This is a genomic window from Flavobacterium sp. RHBU_24, from assembly GCF_046613695.1.
Lineage (GTDB): Bacteria > Bacteroidota > Bacteroidia > Flavobacteriales > Flavobacteriaceae > Flavobacterium.
Genome location: NZ_JBKJHD010000017.1, coordinates 1 through 18,913, shown reverse-complemented (window position 1 = coordinate 18,913; position 18,913 = coordinate 1). Strand labels below are relative to the sequence as shown.

Sequence of the window (18,913 nt, the reverse complement as noted above, 5' to 3'; positions counted from 1 at the left end):
TATATGTAATTTAAACAAAAAAGTATGAAACATCTAAACAAACTTTTCGTAGCTGCACTGATGGTGCTGGGATTAAATGCCCAGGCGCAGGACGAAGACAACCCATGGGCTATCTCTTTCGGTGCCAATGCCGTAAGCACACGCTTCGGAGCCTCTAATGAAGTAGGCGACCAATTTTCAGGTTATTTCAAAACTGAAAACTGGAATATCCTTCCTTCTATATCTTATGTTAATGTGTCGCGCTACATTGGCAGCGGCTTTACATTTGGCGTTACCGGTTCGGTAAACAAAATAGACAAAGTGGTAACCCGTACACCGGGCACACAAGACTACATGACTACTAACCCCGGCGATGTTACTTATTATGGCGCTGACGGTATCATTAAATACGGCTTCCTTAACAAAAGCTGGTTTAACCCATACGTTCACGTAGGTGGTGGTTATACCTGGTTAGACGACAGCGGTAACGGTACTGTAAACGGTGGTATAGGTGTTAACTTCTGGTTTACAGAAAACATAGGCCTTACTGTACAGTCTACTTACAAACACACGTTTGAAGACCAGGCAGAAGCTAACGTGCCAAGGCACATACAGCACTTTGCCGGACTTACCTTTAAATTTGGCGGAAAAGATACTGACGGTGACGGTATTTATGACAAAGACGATGAGTGCCCTGAAGTAGCAGGCCTTAAACAATTTAACGGATGCCCTGACACAGATGGTGATGGTATAGCCGATAAAAATGACTCTTGCCCGGATGTAGCCGGCCTTGCTGAATTCCAGGGTTGTCCTGATACAGACGGCGACGGTATTACCGATGCATCTGATGCGTGTCCTGAAGTAGCAGGCCTTAAACAACTACAAGGCTGCCCTGACGGAGACAGCGATGGTATTGCTGATAAAGATGACAAATGCCCTACTGTAGCAGGCCCTAAAGAAAACGGCGGCTGCCCATGGCCAGATACTGATGGCGACGGTGTATTAGACAAAGATGACCTTTGCCCTGAAGTAAAAGGTACTTCTGCTAACCGTGGTTGTCCTGAAGTTACTGAAGAAGTAATGAAACGCCTTAACGAGTATGCACGTACTATACTGTTTAACAGTGGTAAAGCTACCTTTAAAGAAGAAACTATGCCGGTACTTGCCTCTATGCTAGCCATATTTAAAGAGTATCCGCAAGCTAACTTTAGCATTGAAGGACATACCGACAGCGATGGTAGCAACGCGCTTAACCAAACGCTTTCTGAAAACAGGGCCGGTGCCGTGAAAAACTTCCTGGTAGAAAACGGTATCCAGTCAGACAGGTTAACATCTACAGGCTTTGGCGAAACTAAACCGGTTGCAAGTAACAAAACTGCAAAAGGTAAAGCTCAAAACCGTAGGGTTGAAGTAAAACTTATCAAAACTGAATAGTTTTAAGTAAACCATATAAATATAGAAACGCCTCCAATTTGGGGGCGTTTTTTTTTTGTATACGCTTGCAACTACCGAGGTACATTTCACGCCCCTGGATGTAAGGCAATTGGTGTTTGCATCAATCATTGTGAAAGTATTGGTGCCCGTAAAGTAATACAAGCCATCTGTGCGCCTTTGGGTTAACAATGCACATCTTAGGTATGACATGACAGTATGCCTCAACGTTCAACTTACCGTATTGCAGTGCTTTGATGGAATTATTTCAATGGCATTTGCGCAGGCATAGATTTGCATATTAAGCGTGAACGCCTGAATGAGAAATAATACAGGTAGAAATTTGAAAAGAAACCCCTAAAACCAAAACCCTACGCTAACCCAGGTAAAGTGCTTACGGGTATCGGGGCTCCAGCTGTGCTTTACTTCAATGGGGCCTATTATGGTTTCCATACCGTAGCCAAAGGCATAGCCGCTATACTGCGGTATTGAAAACATCTTGCCTTCCTCATACAAGTTGTTGCCTACATTGGCATAATTTGCGGTAAAGTTAAGGTGGTTTTTGCGGTAAAACTCATAGTCGGCGGTAATGCTGCCCATTATGTAGCTGTTGCCCGAAAGGCTCAGGAAGTCATAGCCATAAAAATGCCTGAAATTGTTGTTAGGATAAAAGCCATAGCCTCCCAACACAAAATCAAATGTAGGCACACGGTTTTCGCCAAATGCCATTCCGGTTTCCGATTTTAAAATAAGGGTAGCATGGTCAAATAATGTTTGGGCGGTACCTATTTCACCTTTTATTTGGGTAAAGCGTTCAAATTCATTGGTATAGTCAGATGAGTATAAGAATGCCTTGGCCTCGCCGCTAAAAAAGTAGCCCTTTGAGGGGAAATAACGGTCGTTATAAGAGTCAAACTTCAGGTAACCGTATGCGCTGGCGTAGTCGCTGTTTTCAAGGCGGGGGTTTACACCCGGCAGCGTATTAGACTCTATCCTGATGTGTTTAAATTCGCCACCGCCGCCTAATAAAAAGCGCTGCGCAAAAATGGTTTGTATATACATCTGGTTAGTAAAATCCTTAAATTCGATGTTCATATTATCTACCCCTATTACAGCGCCCAGCGAACCCGTAGTATAATCGGCAGAAATGTTGCGGTTAAAGTCATAGTAATGCGAGTGTATGCCATAACTAATGTAAAAACCGTTGTCTATATAATAATCAAAATTATACCTGAAGTTATCGCCCAGCATAATATCAAGCGAAGCCACGTCATTGCGCTTTACCAGGTTTTTTTCAGTCAGGTTTATTAATACCGCGCTTTTATACAACGCGTCGTAGTGGAGGCCAAATTTAATAAAGCGGTTTACCGGGTTTTCTTTTACGGTGAGCTTTAAAATTTCGGTATTTTCTTTTTCGCCTTTATCAAAGCAGTAGCTTAGCGCGGTAAAGTTTTGGGTGGCATTTAGTGTACTCAGGCCATCGTTAAGGGCTTTGTAGGTAATTTTATTGCCGGGCTTAAAGTTAAGTTTGCCGATAATATAGGAGCGCGTATAATTTTTAAGCCCGGCAATACGTATCTGCTCTATGTAGATAGAATCCTGCACGGGGAGCGTCGGCCTCGCTACGGGCCTGCCGGTGCCGAGGGTTACAAGCGTGTCTAAAATTTTGCGTGCGGCTTTTTCACCTTCGTCAATAATGCTGGCCCCTTCTTCAAACGAAACCACGCTAAAATTAGAGATATCGGGTTTTATGTAGATGTCAGTCGCTTTACGGTTGCCCTCCATCCGCTTTATCATCTGGTAGTTGTTTATCTGCACCAACACACCCGTGGCCCCGTTAATCTGGTCGCGGGTTTTAAGCGGGTCCTGCACATCTACCCCTATAATAAGGTCGGCGCCCATATCCTTTACTTCCTTAATAGGGTAATTGTTAGTAACCCCGCCGTCTATAAGCAGGCGCCCATCAATTTCTACCGGACTGTAGAGCGAAGGGAATGCAGCGCTGGCCAGTATGGCATCGGGCAATACGCCGTTGCGCAGTACCACTTCCTCCCCTGTCTCTATATCGGTAGCGATACACACAAAGGGTATGGGCAGCTTATTAAAATCGCGTATGTGGCGCACATGGTCAGTAAGGCGGTTAACGGTGGTATAGTTGTAAAGCCCCTTTGACAAAGCAGTAGGAAAGCCTATCTTAAAATTTTTAAACGGCAGTTGCAGCGCGTACAGTTCATCGTTGCGTTTTTCAAAAAAGTTCTTGGCATTGCGAGGGGTATAGTCACGCAGCAAGGCGTCAGCATCCAGCGAGCGGAATATAGAATCGAGTTCCTTAGCCGAATATCCTGCTGCATACAACCCGCCTACAATAGCGCCCATGCTGGTGCCGCCTATGTAAGACACCTCAATGCCGGCCTCCTCAAGCACCTTGAGCACGCCTATATGGGCAAGGCCCTTTGCCCCGCCGCCGCTAAGTACAACACCCACTTTAGGTTTTGCTTTTTCCTGTTGTGCCCACAGGTTGGTGAGTGAGAGGCACAGCAGCAGGAGCAGCAGTTTTTTCATTTATTTTATTGTTTACTTTGCCTATTGGCTAAATATTTTTTACCACAAAGTGCACAAAGATTTTTTCACAAGGGACACAAAGCTGTGCGAATATAAGATGAATACTGAGAGAACACAACGCTTTGTGTTCTTCCGCAAAAGGCGGTTTTCCTTGTGAACCTAGTGTAAATCTTTGTGCACCTTGTGGTGAAATTTCACAGTAAGCTTTCCAAATCTTTACTCTTAAATCTTTACTTCTCTGTTTCCTTATAAAACTCCGTTATCTTTTTGGCCTTGGCGGGGCCTACTACTTTGGCAATCTCTTCCTCCGGCGCGGCCTTCATCCGCTTAACCGATTTAAAATGCTTTATCAGGGTGACCATGGTTTTTTCGCCAATGCCGGGTATTGCCTCTACGCTGGTTTGCAAAGCACCTTTGCTGCGCTTGTCGCGGTGGTGCGTAATGCCAAAGCGGTGCGCCTCGTTGCGCAGGTGCTGTATTATTTTAAGTGTTTCGCTTTTCTTATCGAGGTACAGCGGCACCGAATCGCCGGGGTAGAATATCTCCTCCAGCCTCTTGGCGATGCCTAAGATAGTAATCTTTCCGCGAAGGCCGAGGTCTTCCAGGCTTTTTAACGCCGAGCTCAGCTGGCCCTTACCGCCGTCTATAATAATGAGTTGGGGCAGCGGCTGGTTCTCGTCGAGCAGGCGTTTATAGCGGCGGTACACCACCTCTTCCATACTGGCAAAGTCGTTAGGGCCTTCCACCGTTTTTATGTTGAAGTGCCTGTAATCTTTCTTGCTGGGCTTGCCGTCCTTAAATACCACGCAGGCGCTCACGGGGTTTGTACCCTGGATGTTACTGTTATCAAAACACTCTATGTGGCGTGGCTCCTCGGGCAGGCGCAGGTCTTTTTTCATCTGGCCCATAATACGGTTGGTATGCCTGTCGGGGTCTACTATCTTTTCCTGCTTGAGCTGGTCCATACGGTAGAATTTGGCATTGCGCTCGCTCATGTCGAGTATCTGCTTTTTATCGCCCATTTTTGGCACCGTTACCGTTACATTTTCACCAAGGTTAATGTCGTAGGTTGCCAGTACCTCACGGCTTACCAGGTTAAAGCGCTCGCGCAGTTCTACCACGGCAAGTTCCAAAAGTTCCTCATCGGGCTCGTCGAGCTTTTTCTTAATCTCCATGGTATGCGACCGGATGATGGCGCCGTGCGATACCTGTATAAAATTGACATAGGCCATAGTCTCATCGCTAATGATGCTAAAGCAGTCGAGGTTATTAATCCTTGGGTTAAATACCGTGCTGCGTGACTGGTAGTTTTCCAGCACCTCTATTTTCTCCTTAATACGCTGGGCTTCCTCAAAGCGCATGTCCATGGCCAGTTCGGTCATCAGCTTTTTAAAGTCCTTGAGGCTCTCCTTAAAGTTGCCCTTTAGTATCTCGCGGATGGCGTTTACATGGTGCTGGTAGGTTTCGAGCGGTTCGTGGCCTTCGCAGGGGCCTTTGCAGTTGCCTATATGGTATTCCAGGCACACTTTATACTTGCCCGACTGCACATTAGTAGGTGTCAGGTCGTAATTGCAGGTACGCAGTGGGTACAGCTCCTTAATCAGGTCGAGCAGCGTGTGCACGGTCTTGAAACTGGTATACGGGCCAAAATACTCGCTGCCGTCCTTAATCACATTCCGCGTAGGGAAAATGCGTGAAAACGGCTCCCGCTTAATGCATATCCACGGGTAGGTTTTATCGTCTTTGAGCATCACGTTGTAGCGTGGCTGCAGTTTTTTTATCAGGTTGTTTTCCAGCAGCAGGGCTTCGCTTTCGGTAAGCACCACAATGTGCTTTATAGCCACAATTTTGCGGACCATAACACGGGTACGGCCGTTATCGTGCACCTTATTAAAGTAGGACATAACCCTCTTTTTCAGGTTTTTGGCCTTGCCCACATACAGCAGCTTTTCGTCTTTATCAAAGTACTGGTATACGCCGGGGCTGTCTGGCAATGTTTGTATCTGGAGTTCTAAGGGCGTTTGCATGTAACAAAGTTACTAAACATATTGTTTTATTAAAACGATAAAACCCGCCGAAATGTTACGCCTAACCCGCTGTAATTTATTATTTTTATGCTTTAACACGAATACCCTGTAAAACAGGGCGCTTTTGCAGGACCAATATCCTTTTCAGTTACCTTGACGTTAGCATAAAACGCACGATGTACAACAGCTTATGAGCACACGAGAACTTACCATACTGGGCGAAACCATACTGCCGGGCGAAAGCAAAACCCTTAACATGGAAATTGCCCGCCTGCACACCATGACCAAGCTGAAAATTCCCGTAATTGTAGAGCGGGCAAAACTGGACGGGCCGGTGGTGCTGTTCTCTGCCGGTCTGCACGGCGACGAGATAAACGGTACCGAGATTGTACGCCAGATTATTACCCGCAAGGTAAACAAGCCATCGCGCGGCACCATCATCTGCATACCGGTGGTTAATATTTTTGGCTTCATCAACAAAAGCCGCGAGTTCCCCGACGGGCGCGACCTTAACCGGGTGTTTCCCGGCAGCAGGATGGGTTCGCTGGCCAGCCGCTTTGCTTACCACCTCATAAAAGAAATAGTGCCGCACGTAGACTATGCCGTTGATTTTCATGCCGGTGGCGCCTGCCGCTTTAATGCCCCGCAGATACGCATTGTGCCTAACAACCCCGAACTGAAGGAGTTGAGCGACGTGTTTAACGCGCCCTTCACACTGTACAGCAAGAACATAACAGGGTCGTTTCGCAATGCGAGCAGCAAGCTGGGCGTAAAGATGCTGCTGTTTGAAGGCGGCAAGTCGATGGACCTTAACCCGGAGATTACCGAGGAAGGCGTGCAGGGCGCCAAGCGTTTTTTAAACCACCTCAACATGCTGAATGCTAAAAAAACGGCTCACCCCGCCCCTGCACCCCCCATTTACATACTCACATCGGTATGGTTGCGTGCACGAAATTCAGGCCTGTTCCAGAACCATATTAAGGCAGGGCAGTTTGTGACCAAAGGCGAGGTTATTGCCCATATTACCGACCCGTTTGGCAAGTTTGAAAAGAAGGTGCGCGCCCCGCACAGCGGCTACATCATCAATAGTAACGACGCGCCCATTGTATATCAGGGCGATGCTATTTTTCATATCAGTATGAGGGTGGGGTGAGGGGATTGTTCAGGTGTATTGAATTAGGTTTTCAAAAGCATAAACACTTAATATCAAATAGTTTTTATGTTTTGTTAATTTTTTTTTGTAGGTTTATACTACCAACAAATTTTCAGCTACATTAACCAACTTCAGTACCAAATGCAAAATAGAGGTTCCGAATGGAGGAAGTGGGATTTACATCTTCATTCTCCATATACTTTTCTAAATAAATATACTTCAACAGATGAAGATTTTATAACCAAAATAGTCCATGAAAATATTTCTTGTATTGGTTTAACAAATTACTTTAGGTTTGATGATAGAGAATATGAATTAAAAGAAAAGTTAGAAAGCAGAGGTATTATTACCTTTCTGAACTTAGAATTAAGGCTTGACTATCAAAATAAAGAAGCTGACTGCATAGACCTACACGTTATCTTCTCCAATGAAATCAAGAAAGAAAACTTGCAAAGGTTTTTAATGAATATGAAAGTTAATATCAATGGGAGCAATAAAAAGTTAATTGATATTCATTCACCCGATGATTTCGACAAAGCGGTTGTAAGTTTTGATGATTTGTTAGATTGTCTTAATGAAGAATCAAATGGGTTACATGAAAAATTCTTAATAGGTTTTTTATCTAGGGGGAAAGGTACTGCTAGAACCAGTTCCAATTATGAAAAAATATGCAAAAAATCTGATTTAATAATTCATTCAACCGATTCTATAAAAAATATTGAAGATGATAGGAAGTTTTGGTTATCACATAAGATGCCACTGTTACAAAATAGCGATGCACATTCACTAGATCATATTGGGAAAAAATTTACATGGATTAAAGCACAACCTACATTTGAAGGGCTGAAGCAAATCATTTATGAACCGGAAGAACGTGTAAGAATTCAGAAAGAAATGCCCGAGTCTGAAAAGTTAGAAACTTTAATGATTAAAAAAGTAGTTTTTACTTCTTCAAAAAGCAGATTTACACCTGAGCCAATATATTTCAACAAAAACTTAAATGTGATTATTGGAGGGAAATCATCTGGAAAGTCAATCCTCCTATATGAAATCGCCAAGACTTTATATTCAGACCCCTTTGATAAAGTTTTACGATATAAGGATGTAGAAGATGCTCAAGAAAAAGATTTATATGAGCTGAATACTGATGACGCAAATCATAATTTTTGTCTGGAGCTTTATTCAGGGAGTAGTCAGTCAAAAAATGACCGGCAAACTCAATCCAGTATATTGCCTAGTATAAAATATATACCCCAAAATCATCTCTCTAATCTTGTTGACAGAAGCAGAAAAAACGGTAACACTTTAAAGAAATTAATCCGGGGTTTAATATTAGAAGAACCTGAATACCAGTTAAAATATGATGAATTTGTTTCGCAAGCAAAGAGAAACGACAACCAGCGAAACCAGGATATTGAGTATTATTACTCTTTAAAAAACGAACTGGATAAAAAAGAGAAAGAATTGCTTACTAAAGGGGATACTAAAGCTTTAGAAGAAGGCATAGCTTTTAGCAAACAAAAAATTGATGAATTAAATAGGGATTTCACAACTGATGAATTAACTGAATATAATGAGCTTATCGAAAATTCCAATAATTTGGTCATTGAAGAAAATCAAATTAATTTAGATTTCGAAAAATTAAACAATTATCTGTCTAATTTAAAAAGTTCCTTAATAGAACTTCGTAGTAAAAAAGTAATTGTTTTAGACTCTATACAAAACGCTGACATAAAAGTTGCGTATTCAGATAAATTACAATTTGTTGACGATGCTTTAAGCAGCATAAATGAAATTGCAACTCAATTCACCAAAGACGAGGATAAATTTGCTACAGGTTCAGTATTTGCAGCGGAAGTAGCAAAAATAGCGAAAGAGAAGGGAGAAGTTGAGGCGAAATTAAAACCGTTTAATGATAAAATAGAAAACCAAAACCAAGTAGCAGCTTTACAAAAAAGTATAAGTGAAGACGAAACTAAAACGTCAGAAATTAAACAATTTGAAAAGGAAATTGAAACTAACAAATCAGCCATAAAATCTCAAAAGGAAAAAATTTTCAGGGATTTTGCTGAAAACTTTAAATTGTATGAGAAAATAATTAAAGATTTAAAACGCCGTATTTCTGATATTGAAGGAGAGACTAATAAAATTGAAATCCTACCAACAATCAAATATAACTTTCCAAAATTTCGAAGATTAGCAGATAGTATTTTCGATGGTAGAGGATTTAATAACCACGATTTTGATTATCTATATCAGTATTGGGATAAAAATCCAAAATCTGCTCTAGCTCAGGTAGAGTATCAACAAATTGAAAACTCTATCAAGGTTGTTTTCGAAAAAATCGAAAAAAAAATCTTGCTCCCAAAAGGCGGAAACACTGAAAAAGATGCTGTTAAAAAAATATTTACAGATTTCTTTTTTGATCATTGGGATGTAAAATCTCAAGGAGACGATATCCATGAAATGTCTACGGGTAAAGCAAGTTTTGTTTTGCTGCAACTAATGATTAAATTGAGTAGAGAAAAAGGGCCTATATTGATTGACCAACCAGAAGATAATCTAGATAATAGATCAGTTTCAAAAGAACTGGTTGATTTTTTGAAAGATAAAAAGAAAGAACGCCAAATCATTTTAGTCACTCATAATCCCAATATAGTGGTTAACGGAGATGCAGAAAATATTATTGTAGCAAATCAGAAAGGTCAGAACGATATCGAAAGTACAAGTCTGTATAAGTTCGATTATATCAATGGCGCTTTGGAAAATTCATCCCCAAAAAACAATAATACCGATTTATTAAAATCTATGGGAATAAGAGAGCACATCGCAGATATAGTAGAAGGAGGAGAAATCGCATTCAAAAAAAGAGAAAAGAAATATGGATTTAAGTAGTTTTGAAATTACTTGCATATTAATAATCAAATAGACCAACGCCGCGAGCTGAAACGAATTTCAGCCAATATATTATTTAAGTACGTAATTAATAATTTTATATATTTGTGCTATGAAAGTAATTAATTATACCGACCTGAGACTCAACCTTAAAAAATGGCTGGATATAGTTGTGGATGATGTTGAAGAAATTATTGTAACCCGCAAAAACAATAAAGATCTTGTGCTGATTTCGTTAGACGAATACAATTCGCTTAAAGAAACTCAATACCTGCTTTCCGGCAAAAACAGGGATGTACTCCTAAACTCAGTACAAGAGGCAAAGGCTGGAAAAACCATCGAAAACGAATTGCTGCCCGAATGAGGTTAACCTGGACGACAACCAGCTGGAACGACTACGTTAACTGGCAGCAAACCGATAAAGCCAAACTCAGGCGCATTAACGAACTTATTAAAAGCACACTGCGCACCCCGTTTGAAGGCATTGGCAACCCCGAACCGCTTAAGCACGAACTTCAGGGCTACTGGTCCCGAAGGATAGACGGCGAGCACCGGCTGGTATATACTATAGAAAACGAAACGCTTTTGATTATTGCCTGCCGGTATCATTATTAGTTTTGATAATAGACCGCCGCGCTCCGTACCACCACCCGCAGTGACAGCCCGAGTGAACCTCCCAACAACCGACAACCAACAACCGACAACCACCCTGCAAAGTTACGGCACCCTTTCGGGCAAAGTACTGAAGGCAATCGTTCAGTAAAATTAATTTGATTGAAGCTGCCGACAACCAACAACCGACAACCAACAACTAAAACCCGTAAACAAATAAACCGTGCAGCGTACTGAAGGCGGTTGTTCAGTGAAATTATTAATAGGCATTGTGGAATGGTTGTGGAAAAAAAAATTCTTTAAGATGCTGTTTTTTAAAGATTTGTGTTTTTTATCATCTTTGGCATTGTGAAACATTTCAGCTGTTTTGTGAAGCAAAAAGTGGAGCATTTCGCTGCTGGAAAAAATTTTGTGATATTTTCGTGTACACGCAATAAAAATCCATGCAAGCCAGACCAATTTCACCAAACCTACAGACTTTTGTTATCAATATCACAATCCCATCAGCGCTAAAACGTTTAACATTGCCGAATATTTATTTTTACCTCAAAAAACAAATGCAAAATTAAATTTTTCCGATATTTGTTACATGAAAATGCAATGGCCGGGTTTATTGCCGTACCTTAAGTTCCTGATAAAGCGTAATCCGGAGTGAAGCAGTATGCCTGCACTGCTTACATTGTTTAATACTTAATCATAACCTATATGCCTCTATATCATAAACTTGGCAACATCCCGCACAAGCGGCACACCCAGTTTGAAAAGCCGGACGGCGGGCTGTACTACGAGCAACTGTTTGGTACTGAGGGCTTCCACGGGCACAGTGCATTGCTGTACCATGTGCACCGCCCCACCCAGGTAAAGGAGATACTGAAAAGCTACTCCGTTGAACCAAAAATAGCGATCGACAAGAACATTAAATCGCTGCTGCTCAAAGGCTTTGAACTAAAACCCGAAGTCGATTTTTTGGACAGCCGCAAGGCCATGCTGGTTAACCGCGACTGCATCATAGGGCTGGCCGCGCCGCAGGAATCGCTTCGTAGCTACTTCTACAAAAATGCCGATTCGGATGAGATGCTCTTTATTCACAGGGGTTCCGGCACGCTGCGCACCCTCATGGGCAACATTCCGTTCGGCTACGGAGACTACCTTATCATTCCCCGTGGGATGATTTACCAGATCGATTTTGACACTACCGATAACCGCATTTTTTATGTGGAATCTACCGCACCTATCTATACGCCAAAGCGTTACAAAAACGCCAGTGGCCAGCACCTGGAGCATTCGCCGTTTTGTGAGCGTGACTTCCGCATGCCTACCGAGCTGGAAACGCACGACGATAAAGGCGACTTCCTGATCAAGATTAAAAAAGAAGGCATGATGCACGAGGTGGTGTATGCCACGCACCCGTTTGACGTAATAGGCTGGGACGGTTACAACTTCCCCTACGCCTTTAGCATACATGATTTTGAGCCTATTACAGGCCGTGTACACCAGCCGCCTCCGGTACACCAAACCTTTGAAACCAGCGGGTTTGTGGTGTGCTCGTTCTGCCCCAGGCTGTACGACTACCACCCTAAGAGCATACCCGCGCCTTACAACCACAGCAACATAGACAGCGACGAGGTACTGTACTACGTAGACGGCGATTTTATGAGCCGCAACAACATAGAGCAGGGCCACATAACGCTGCACCCCAAAGGCATTCCGCACGGCCCGGCGCCCGGTGCTATGGAGCGCAGCATAGGCAAAACCGTAACCGAAGAACTGGCCGTAATGGTAGATACGTTCCGCCCGCTTATGGTAACCGAAGAAGCCATGGGGCTGGATGATGGGCAGTATTATAAAAGCTGGGTGGAGTAACCCCCTCCCTGGCCCTCCCCACAAGGGAGGGAACAGCTTCACTCGGACCTGATATCCGGTTTGAATTAAGTACGAGTGAAGCTATTCCCCTCCTTCGGAGGGGTGCCCGTAGGGTGGGGTGGTTTTCCATTTCGAGCGATAGGGAGAAATCTCGGTCGTTAATTATCTAGAGATTTCTCCACTTCGCTGCGCTCCGGTCGAAATGGAAAACCGCCGTCCGGAAATTGGGCAACAACACAACCGCTGACACCATGTCAGTTAACAAAATAATAAACTTTATGGAAAAAGAAGTTAAAAACGTAGAATACGGATTAGAGAAAATATTTGAAGGCGCGCAGGACTTTTTGCCGCTAATGGGCACTGATTATGTAGAATTTATAGTGGGTAACGCCAAGCAGGCGGCGCACTATTATAAAACCGCTTTCGGCTACCAGTCGCTGGCCTACGCAGGGCTTGAAACCGGCGTGCGCGACCGTGCCAGCTACGTGCTGCAGCAGGGTAAAATCCGCCTGGTGCTTACCTCCCCGCTTACTGAAGAAAGCGAGCTGAACAAGCACATTGCCAAGCACGGCGACGGTGTAAAAGTAGTGGCGCTTTGGGTAGAAGACGCACGCAAATCGTTTGAAGAGACAACGAAGCGCGGCGCAAAACCGTATATGGAACCCACCGTTGAGAGCGATGAATTTGGCGAAGTAGTACGCTCGGGCATCTATACCTATGGCGAAACCGTACACATGTTTGTAGAGCGCAAAAACTACAACGGTACCTTCCTGCCGGGCTATAAAGAATGGAAAAGCGACTACAATCCCGCCCCTACCGGCCTTAAGTATGTAGACCACATGGTGGGCAACGTGGGCTGGAACGAAATGAATACCTGGGTGAAATGGTATGAGGAGGTTATGGGCTTTGTAAACTTCCTTTCCTTTGACGATAAGCAGATTACAACAGAATATTCGGCGCTTATGAGTAAGGTAATGAGCAACGGCAACGGCCGTATAAAGTTCCCTATCAATGAGCCAGCAGAAGGCAAAAAGAAATCGCAGATTGAAGAATATCTTGATTTTTACGGAGGCCCCGGCGTGCAGCACATTGCCATCGCTACCGATGATATTATCAAAACAGTGTCTGACCTTAAGTCGCGCGGCATAGAATTTTTATCAGCGCCGCCACAGGCCTATTATGATGCAGTGCCTGAACGTTTGGGCGCGCACCGTGGTGCATTTAAAGAAGACATCAAAGAAATACAAAAACTGGGCATTATGGTAGATGCCGATGAAGAAGGCTACCTGTTGCAGATTTTCACCAAGCCGGTGGAAGACCGCCCTACCCTGTTTTACGAAATTATCCAGCGCATGGGTGCCCGTGGATTTGGCGCGGGTAACTTCAAGGCGCTTTTTGAAAGCATAGAACGCGAACAGGAATTGCGGGGTACATTATAAAATTTCTTATTTTTTAAACAGTTCACAATATTACCTGCCTTAAAATTTATGTTATTGATAATAATGTGTTAAAGTTGATTTTCCACAAACAATATTGCAACAAAAGCCTGTACATTTGCACCCGGAAAAAAGAGATGCATTAAACTTCGGTTTTTAAGGCAGTTGAGTTTTTCATAATTTATAGTTTTTGGTTGGTTAATAGCATAAAAACCCGGTCATTGTTTTGACTGGGTTTTTTTGTTTGCTTATTTTTGGAACAGAAATTGCATTTGTCAGTACCAACACACCAGAAAAGAAAAATTACTATGAGAAGATTGATAGCAGTTATCATGTTTTTTGCCATGGGCGATGCTTTTTCGCAGGATGCTTTTAAAACCGGCGAATATTTTAAATTCCGCATACACTACGGCGTGGTTAATGCCGGCTATGCTACACTGGAACTTAAGGAGGCCACCCGCGAGGGCAAAAAAGTACACCACGTGGTGGGCAATGGCTATACTACAGGCATGACAAAATTCTTTTTTAAAGTTACAGACAATTATGAAAGCTATTTTGATAAAACTACCGGGCAGCCTTACCAGTTTGTGCGTAAAATAGACGAGGGCGGATACACTAAAAGCCAGGAAGGTTTTTTTAACCAGGCTAACAATACTGTGCTTGTAAAAGACTATAAACACAAAAAACAGGCTACCTTTGCCGTAACCGAAAACGTGCAGGATATTGTATCGGTATTCTACTACCTGAGGAACCACCCTGGCGTAGATAAATTAAAGGCAGGCGAATCGATAAGCGTAGATATGTTTTTTGACGACGAAGTAACAAAATTTAAGCTTAAATTCCTTGGCAGGGAAGATATAAGCACTAAATTTGGAACCGTTTCTACCATGATATTCCGCCCTTATGTACAGGCAGGCAGGGTATTTAAGGAACAGGAAAGTTTAACCGTTTGGATATCAGACGACGACAATAAAGTACCACTTCGTATAAAAGCAGAGCTGGCGGTAGGTTCACTTAAGGCCGACCTTGAGGAATATAAAGGCCTGGCCCATACTTTTAAGATAAAAGCAAAATAAAACGGATGGAGATAACATCACCAATAGCGGCAAAAATTGACGAACTGGAAAAAAAATTCCAGGCCATAGGCCAGAAAACCGAAACACACCTTGAAGGCCTGCTTTGGTCTAAACCGATAACCTATTGGGATTACATCCAGACTGATGCCCTGCTTAATTTGCAAACGCAGCGTACAGTGCTGCCGGACGAAATGGTATTTATAATGTACCACCAGATAAACGAGCTTCTGTTTAAAATGATACTATGGGAGGTTGAGCAGCTTTGCGAAACCGAAACGCCCGAAACCGCATTTTTTACCGAAAAACTGCGCCGCATAAGCCGCTATTTTGATATGCTTACCACATCGTTTGATATTATGGGCGATGGCATGGAGGTAAGCCAGTATATGAAATTCCGCAATACGCTAACCCCGGCCAGCGGTTTCCAGAGTGCGCAGTACCGGCTGATAGAATTTGCCAGTACCGATCTTATCAACCTTATCGACTACCGTTTCCGCCATAATATTGACCGCGATACCCCATACGAGCATGCCCTGGAACACCTGTACTGGCAGGCGGCCGGAAAAGATTACTATACAGGGGAAAAGAGCTACTTGCTGGCCGAGTTTGAGCGTAAGTACAAAGGCGAGTTCATCCGCTTTATGGAAAAATACAATACCATAAACATCTGGCGCAAGTTTAAGCAGCTATCGCCCGAGGCACAGGCAAACCCGGAACTTGTAGCCGCCATGCGCCATTATGACTATACCGTAAACGTTACCTGGGTAATGCAGCACCTTAACACGGCTAAAAAATATATTGAGAGCACAAGCGGCCCCCAGGAAGCAACCGGCGGCAGCGACTGGAAAAAATATATGCACCCAAAATACCAACGAAGGATATTTTTCCCTGAACTTTGGAGCGAAGAGGAACTGCGCAACTGGGGAGAAAACGTATAAAAAGAACAGCATTGAGATATTTTTTATTCATACTGTCCCTACTTGCATTAACCGCCTGTAACAATAAGGAAACACAACCCGGACCACAAAAGGCAGCCGTAAAAAAACCGGCCATAAAAAAAGAGTTCGGCTATGTGGTTAATGATTTTAAGGTAGTACACGACACCATACAATCCGGCGATACCTTTGGCGGCCTTTTGGGCCAAGAAGGCTACGATGCCGCCGCAATACACAATATTACCGAGCATATTAAAGATACCTTTAACCTGCGCGACATACGCGTGGGCAAGCCTTTTACACTGTTTAAAGACAAAAAAGCGCCAAATGCGCTTAAAATGTTTATCTACGAGCCGGATAAGTTCAGCTATTATGTAGTGGATTTAAGGGATAGCATCCCAAAAGTAGTAAAGACGGTAAAACCCGTTACCGTAAAACGCCGCATTATTGCAGCAGAGATAGAAGGATCGTTAGCCGAAACCTTGGGCAAAGCCGGGGCAAGCCCTGCCCTTACACAGGAACTCAGCGAAATATATGCCTGGAGCATCGACTTTTTTAAAATACAAAAAGGTGATAAATTTGCGATAGCGGTAAATGAAAAATATATAAGTGATACCATTTACGCCGGGGTAGAAAATATCGAATCGTCGTTTTTTGAATATAAGGGCAAGCGCATCTACGCGTTCCCGTTTAAACCCGAAGCAACCGACAAAGTACAGTACTATGATGAGGAAGGGAAGGTACTAAAAAGCATGTTCCTGAAAGCGCCGCTAAAGTTCAGCCACATTACGTCGCGGTTTTCGCCGCACCGCTTCCATCCCGTACAAATGAAATGGAAGGCACACAACGGTACCGACTATGCCGCGCCTACCGGTACACCGATTATGACAACTGCCACCGGCACGGTTATACAGGCGGGCTATACATCGGGCAACGGCAATTATGTAAAAGTGAAGCACAACGGCACCTATACCACACAGTACCTGCACATGAGCAGGATACTGGTGCGCAACGGGCAGCATGTTACCCAGGGGCAAACCATAGGCCTGGTGGGCAGCACCGGCCTTGCTACGGGACCGCATGTGTGCTACCGCTTCTGGAAAAACGGCGTGCAGGTAGATGCCCTCAGGCAAAAACTGCCCAACTCAATGCCTATGAAAGACAAGTACAAGCCCCGCTATTTAGCCGAAACAAGCCCGCTTAAAAAAGAGCTGGACAGCATAGCTGATATAAAATTTAAATCCCAATAAAAACAAAGAAGAAATGGCCTTACAAAACGTTAACCCCACCACTACCGCCGCATGGCAGGCCCTGACCGACCACTTTACAGAAATGCAGCATTCCTCTATGCAGGAAATGTTTGCCGCAGACCCCCGGCGTGCAGAGAAATTCCACATTAAGTGGAACGATTTCCTGGTAGATTATTCAAAGAACATAGCTAACGAGAAAACATTCGCCCTCCTTCAGGACCTTGCAACACAGGTAGGACTTAAAGGCGCTATAGACGCTTACTTTGGCGGCGAGGCCATAAACCGTACCGAAGGACGTGCCGTATTGCACACCGCACTTCGCGCGCCTGAAAGTGCCGAAATACTGGTAGACGGCGTTAATGTAATACCCGAAGTATATGCCGTAAAAAATAAGATTAAAGAATTTACAGGCAAAGTTATAAACGGAGAGCTTAAAGGCTATACAGGCAAGCCCTTTACCGATGTGGTAAACATCGGCATAGGCGGCTCTGACCTGGGTCCTGATATGGTGGTACAGTCGCTTAAATATTACAAGAACCAGCTTAACGTAAGGTTTATCTCTAACGTAGACGGCGACCACGTTTCAGAAAGCCTTAAGGGGCTTAACCCGGAGACTACACTGTTTGTGGTAGCCTCTAAAACCTTTACCACGCAGGAAACACTTACTAATGCCGAAAGCGCACGCAAATGGTTCCTTCAAAGCGCTACGGCGGAAGATGTAGCCAAGCACTTTGTAGCGGTATCTACCAATATTAAAAAGGTTACCGAATTTGGCATTGCCGAAGAAAATATATTCCCGATGTGGGACTGGGTGGGCGGACGTTTCTCTTTATGGAGCGCCGTGGGCCTTACCATTGCCCTCGCGGTAGGGTACGATAATTTTGACAGCCTGCTTAAAGGTGCCAATAAAATGGACGAGCACTTTAAGAATACCGAGTTTGACCAGAACCTTCCGGTGGTGCTTGCGCTGATAAGCGTGTGGTACAATAACTTCTTTGGGGCCGAGAGCGAAGCGCTTATCCCGTATACACAGTACCTGCAAAAGCTGGCCCCGTACCTGCAACAGGGCATTATGGAGAGTAACGGCAAGAGCATAGGCCGCGACGGCCAGCCGGTTAATTACCAAACGGGTACAATTATCTGGGGTGAGCCGGGTACTAACAGCCAGCATGCCTTCTTCCAGCTGATACACCAGGGCACCAAGCTTATACCAACAGATTTTATTGGTTTCGCGCAGCCGCTATACGGTAATGCCGACCACCACGAAAAGCTGATGAGTAACTTCTTCGCGCAAACCGAAGCCTTACTTAGCGGCAAGACCGAAGCTAAAGTACGCGCCGAGTTTGAAAAAGCGGGCGTGTCCCAAGAGCAGGCAGATTACCTTACGCCATTTAAAGTATTTAACGGCAACAAGCCCACCAATACCTTCCTGATTAAAAAGCTCACCCCGGAAACCCTGGGCAGCCTTGTGGCGCTGTATGAGCACAAGATATTTGTACAGGGCGTTATCTGGAACATCTTCAGCTACGACCAGTGGGGTGTAGAGCTGGGCAAGCAGCTGGCCAACTCTATCCTTGATGAAATAAAATCGGGCAATGTTAAAACGCACGATGGGTCTACTACGTTTTTGGTTAAAGCGTTTTTAGCGGAGAAGTAGATTTTATCGAAAACATGATATTTGAACGCCTCCTGAC

At 43.9% G+C, this 18,913-nt stretch carries 13 protein-coding genes; 11 read left to right on the top strand and 2 right to left on the bottom strand.

Annotated features, from left to right (window positions below; translation table 11 throughout):
* The first annotated feature begins 24 nt into the window (after positions 1–24).
* Positions 25–1,413 (top strand): OmpA family protein, encoded by a 1,389-nt coding sequence (locus ACLI09_RS14605; RefSeq protein WP_411420377.1) that lies wholly within the window; start codon positions 25–27, stop codon positions 1,411–1,413.
* A 354-nt stretch (positions 1,414–1,767) separates the two neighbouring features.
* Here the strand turns inward: ACLI09_RS14605 and ACLI09_RS14600 are convergent, their stop codons facing one another.
* Together ACLI09_RS14600 and uvrC are read right to left on the bottom strand one after the other, a co-directional pair.
* Positions 1,768–3,972 (bottom strand): patatin-like phospholipase family protein, encoded by a 2,205-nt coding sequence (locus ACLI09_RS14600; RefSeq protein ID WP_411420376.1) that lies wholly within the window; start codon positions 3,970–3,972, stop codon positions 1,768–1,770.
* A 230-nt stretch (positions 3,973–4,202) separates the two neighbouring features.
* Positions 4,203–5,999: an excinuclease ABC subunit UvrC gene (uvrC, locus tag ACLI09_RS14595; protein WP_411420375.1), complete on the bottom strand. Its 1,797-nt coding sequence runs from the start codon at positions 5,997–5,999 to the stop codon at positions 4,203–4,205.
* A 190-nt stretch (positions 6,000–6,189) separates the two neighbouring features.
* Between uvrC and ACLI09_RS14590 the strand changes: the two genes are divergently transcribed.
* The 10 genes from ACLI09_RS14590 to pgi all read left to right on the top strand — a co-directional run bounded on the left by ACLI09_RS14590 (position 6,190) and on the right by pgi (position 18,876).
* Complete coding sequence (locus ACLI09_RS14590) at positions 6,190–7,152, top strand: succinylglutamate desuccinylase/aspartoacylase family protein (RefSeq protein ID WP_411420374.1); 963 nt, start codon at positions 6,190–6,192, stop codon at positions 7,150–7,152.
* Positions 7,153–7,293: 141 nt separating this feature from the next.
* Positions 7,294–10,047: a TrlF family AAA-like ATPase gene (locus ACLI09_RS14585; protein WP_411420373.1), complete on the top strand. Its 2,754-nt coding sequence runs from the start codon at positions 7,294–7,296 to the stop codon at positions 10,045–10,047.
* Positions 10,048–10,159: 112 nt separating this feature from the next.
* On the top strand, positions 10,160–10,411 hold the full coding sequence (locus ACLI09_RS14580) for a type II toxin-antitoxin system Phd/YefM family antitoxin (RefSeq protein ID WP_411420372.1): 252 nt from the start codon (positions 10,160–10,162) through the stop codon (positions 10,409–10,411).
* Positions 10,408–10,662, top strand: a complete 255-nt coding sequence (locus ACLI09_RS14575) for a Txe/YoeB family addiction module toxin (protein ID WP_411420371.1) — start codon at positions 10,408–10,410, stop codon at positions 10,660–10,662. The genes ACLI09_RS14580 and ACLI09_RS14575 overlap by 4 nt, the downstream gene beginning before the upstream one ends.
* A gap of 702 nt (positions 10,663–11,364) precedes the next feature.
* Positions 11,365–12,522 carry a homogentisate 1,2-dioxygenase gene (locus tag ACLI09_RS14570; protein WP_411420370.1) on the top strand — a complete coding sequence of 386 codons (1,158 nt, stop codon included), beginning with the start codon at positions 11,365–11,367 and terminating at the stop codon, positions 12,520–12,522.
* Between the two features lie 278 nt (positions 12,523–12,800).
* Positions 12,801–13,961 carry a 4-hydroxyphenylpyruvate dioxygenase gene (hppD, locus tag ACLI09_RS14565; protein ID WP_411420369.1) on the top strand — a complete coding sequence of 387 codons (1,161 nt, stop codon included), beginning with the start codon at positions 12,801–12,803 and terminating at the stop codon, positions 13,959–13,961.
* A 305-nt stretch (positions 13,962–14,266) separates the two neighbouring features.
* Positions 14,267–15,034: a DUF3108 domain-containing protein gene (locus ACLI09_RS14560; RefSeq protein WP_411420368.1), complete on the top strand. Its 768-nt coding sequence runs from the start codon at positions 14,267–14,269 to the stop codon at positions 15,032–15,034.
* 5 nt (positions 15,035–15,039) lie between these two features.
* Positions 15,040–15,972, top strand: a complete 933-nt coding sequence (locus ACLI09_RS14555) for a tryptophan 2,3-dioxygenase family protein (RefSeq protein WP_411420367.1) — start codon at positions 15,040–15,042, stop codon at positions 15,970–15,972.
* A gap of 11 nt (positions 15,973–15,983) precedes the next feature.
* Positions 15,984–17,219, top strand: coding sequence for a peptidoglycan DD-metalloendopeptidase family protein (locus ACLI09_RS14550; RefSeq protein WP_411420366.1), 1,236 nt, complete (start codon positions 15,984–15,986; stop codon positions 17,217–17,219).
* Between the two features lie 13 nt (positions 17,220–17,232).
* Positions 17,233–18,876, top strand: coding sequence for a glucose-6-phosphate isomerase (gene pgi / locus ACLI09_RS14545; protein WP_411420365.1), 1,644 nt, complete (start codon positions 17,233–17,235; stop codon positions 18,874–18,876).
* Positions 18,877–18,913 lie beyond the last annotated feature (37 nt).

Bases quoted from the DNA above. Each gene is read 5' to 3' on its own strand.
- ACLI09_RS14605 (WP_411420377.1), top strand. From the start codon at position 25: ATGAAACATCTAAACAAACTTTTCGTAGCTGCACTGATGGTGCTGGGA.
- ACLI09_RS14580 (WP_411420372.1), top strand. From the start codon at position 10,160: ATGAAAGTAATTAATTATACCGACCTGAGACTCAACCTTAAAAAATGG.
- ACLI09_RS14555 (WP_411420367.1), top strand. From the start codon at position 15,040: ATGGAGATAACATCACCAATAGCGGCAAAAATTGACGAACTGGAAAAA.
- hppD (WP_411420369.1), top strand. From the start codon at position 12,801: ATGGAAAAAGAAGTTAAAAACGTAGAATACGGATTAGAGAAAATATTT.
- ACLI09_RS14600 (WP_411420376.1), bottom strand. From the start codon at position 3,972: ATGAAAAAACTGCTGCTCCTGCTGCTGTGCCTCTCACTCACCAACCTG.
- uvrC (WP_411420375.1), bottom strand. From the start codon at position 5,999: ATGCAAACGCCCTTAGAACTCCAGATACAAACATTGCCAGACAGCCCC.
- ACLI09_RS14560 (WP_411420368.1), top strand. From the start codon at position 14,267: ATGAGAAGATTGATAGCAGTTATCATGTTTTTTGCCATGGGCGATGCT.
- pgi (WP_411420365.1), top strand. From the start codon at position 17,233: ATGGCCTTACAAAACGTTAACCCCACCACTACCGCCGCATGGCAGGCC.
- ACLI09_RS14575 (WP_411420371.1), top strand. From the start codon at position 10,408: ATGAGGTTAACCTGGACGACAACCAGCTGGAACGACTACGTTAACTGG.
- ACLI09_RS14590 (WP_411420374.1), top strand. From the start codon at position 6,190: ATGAGCACACGAGAACTTACCATACTGGGCGAAACCATACTGCCGGGC.
- ACLI09_RS14585 (WP_411420373.1), top strand. From the start codon at position 7,294: ATGCAAAATAGAGGTTCCGAATGGAGGAAGTGGGATTTACATCTTCAT.
- ACLI09_RS14570 (WP_411420370.1), top strand. From the start codon at position 11,365: ATGCCTCTATATCATAAACTTGGCAACATCCCGCACAAGCGGCACACC.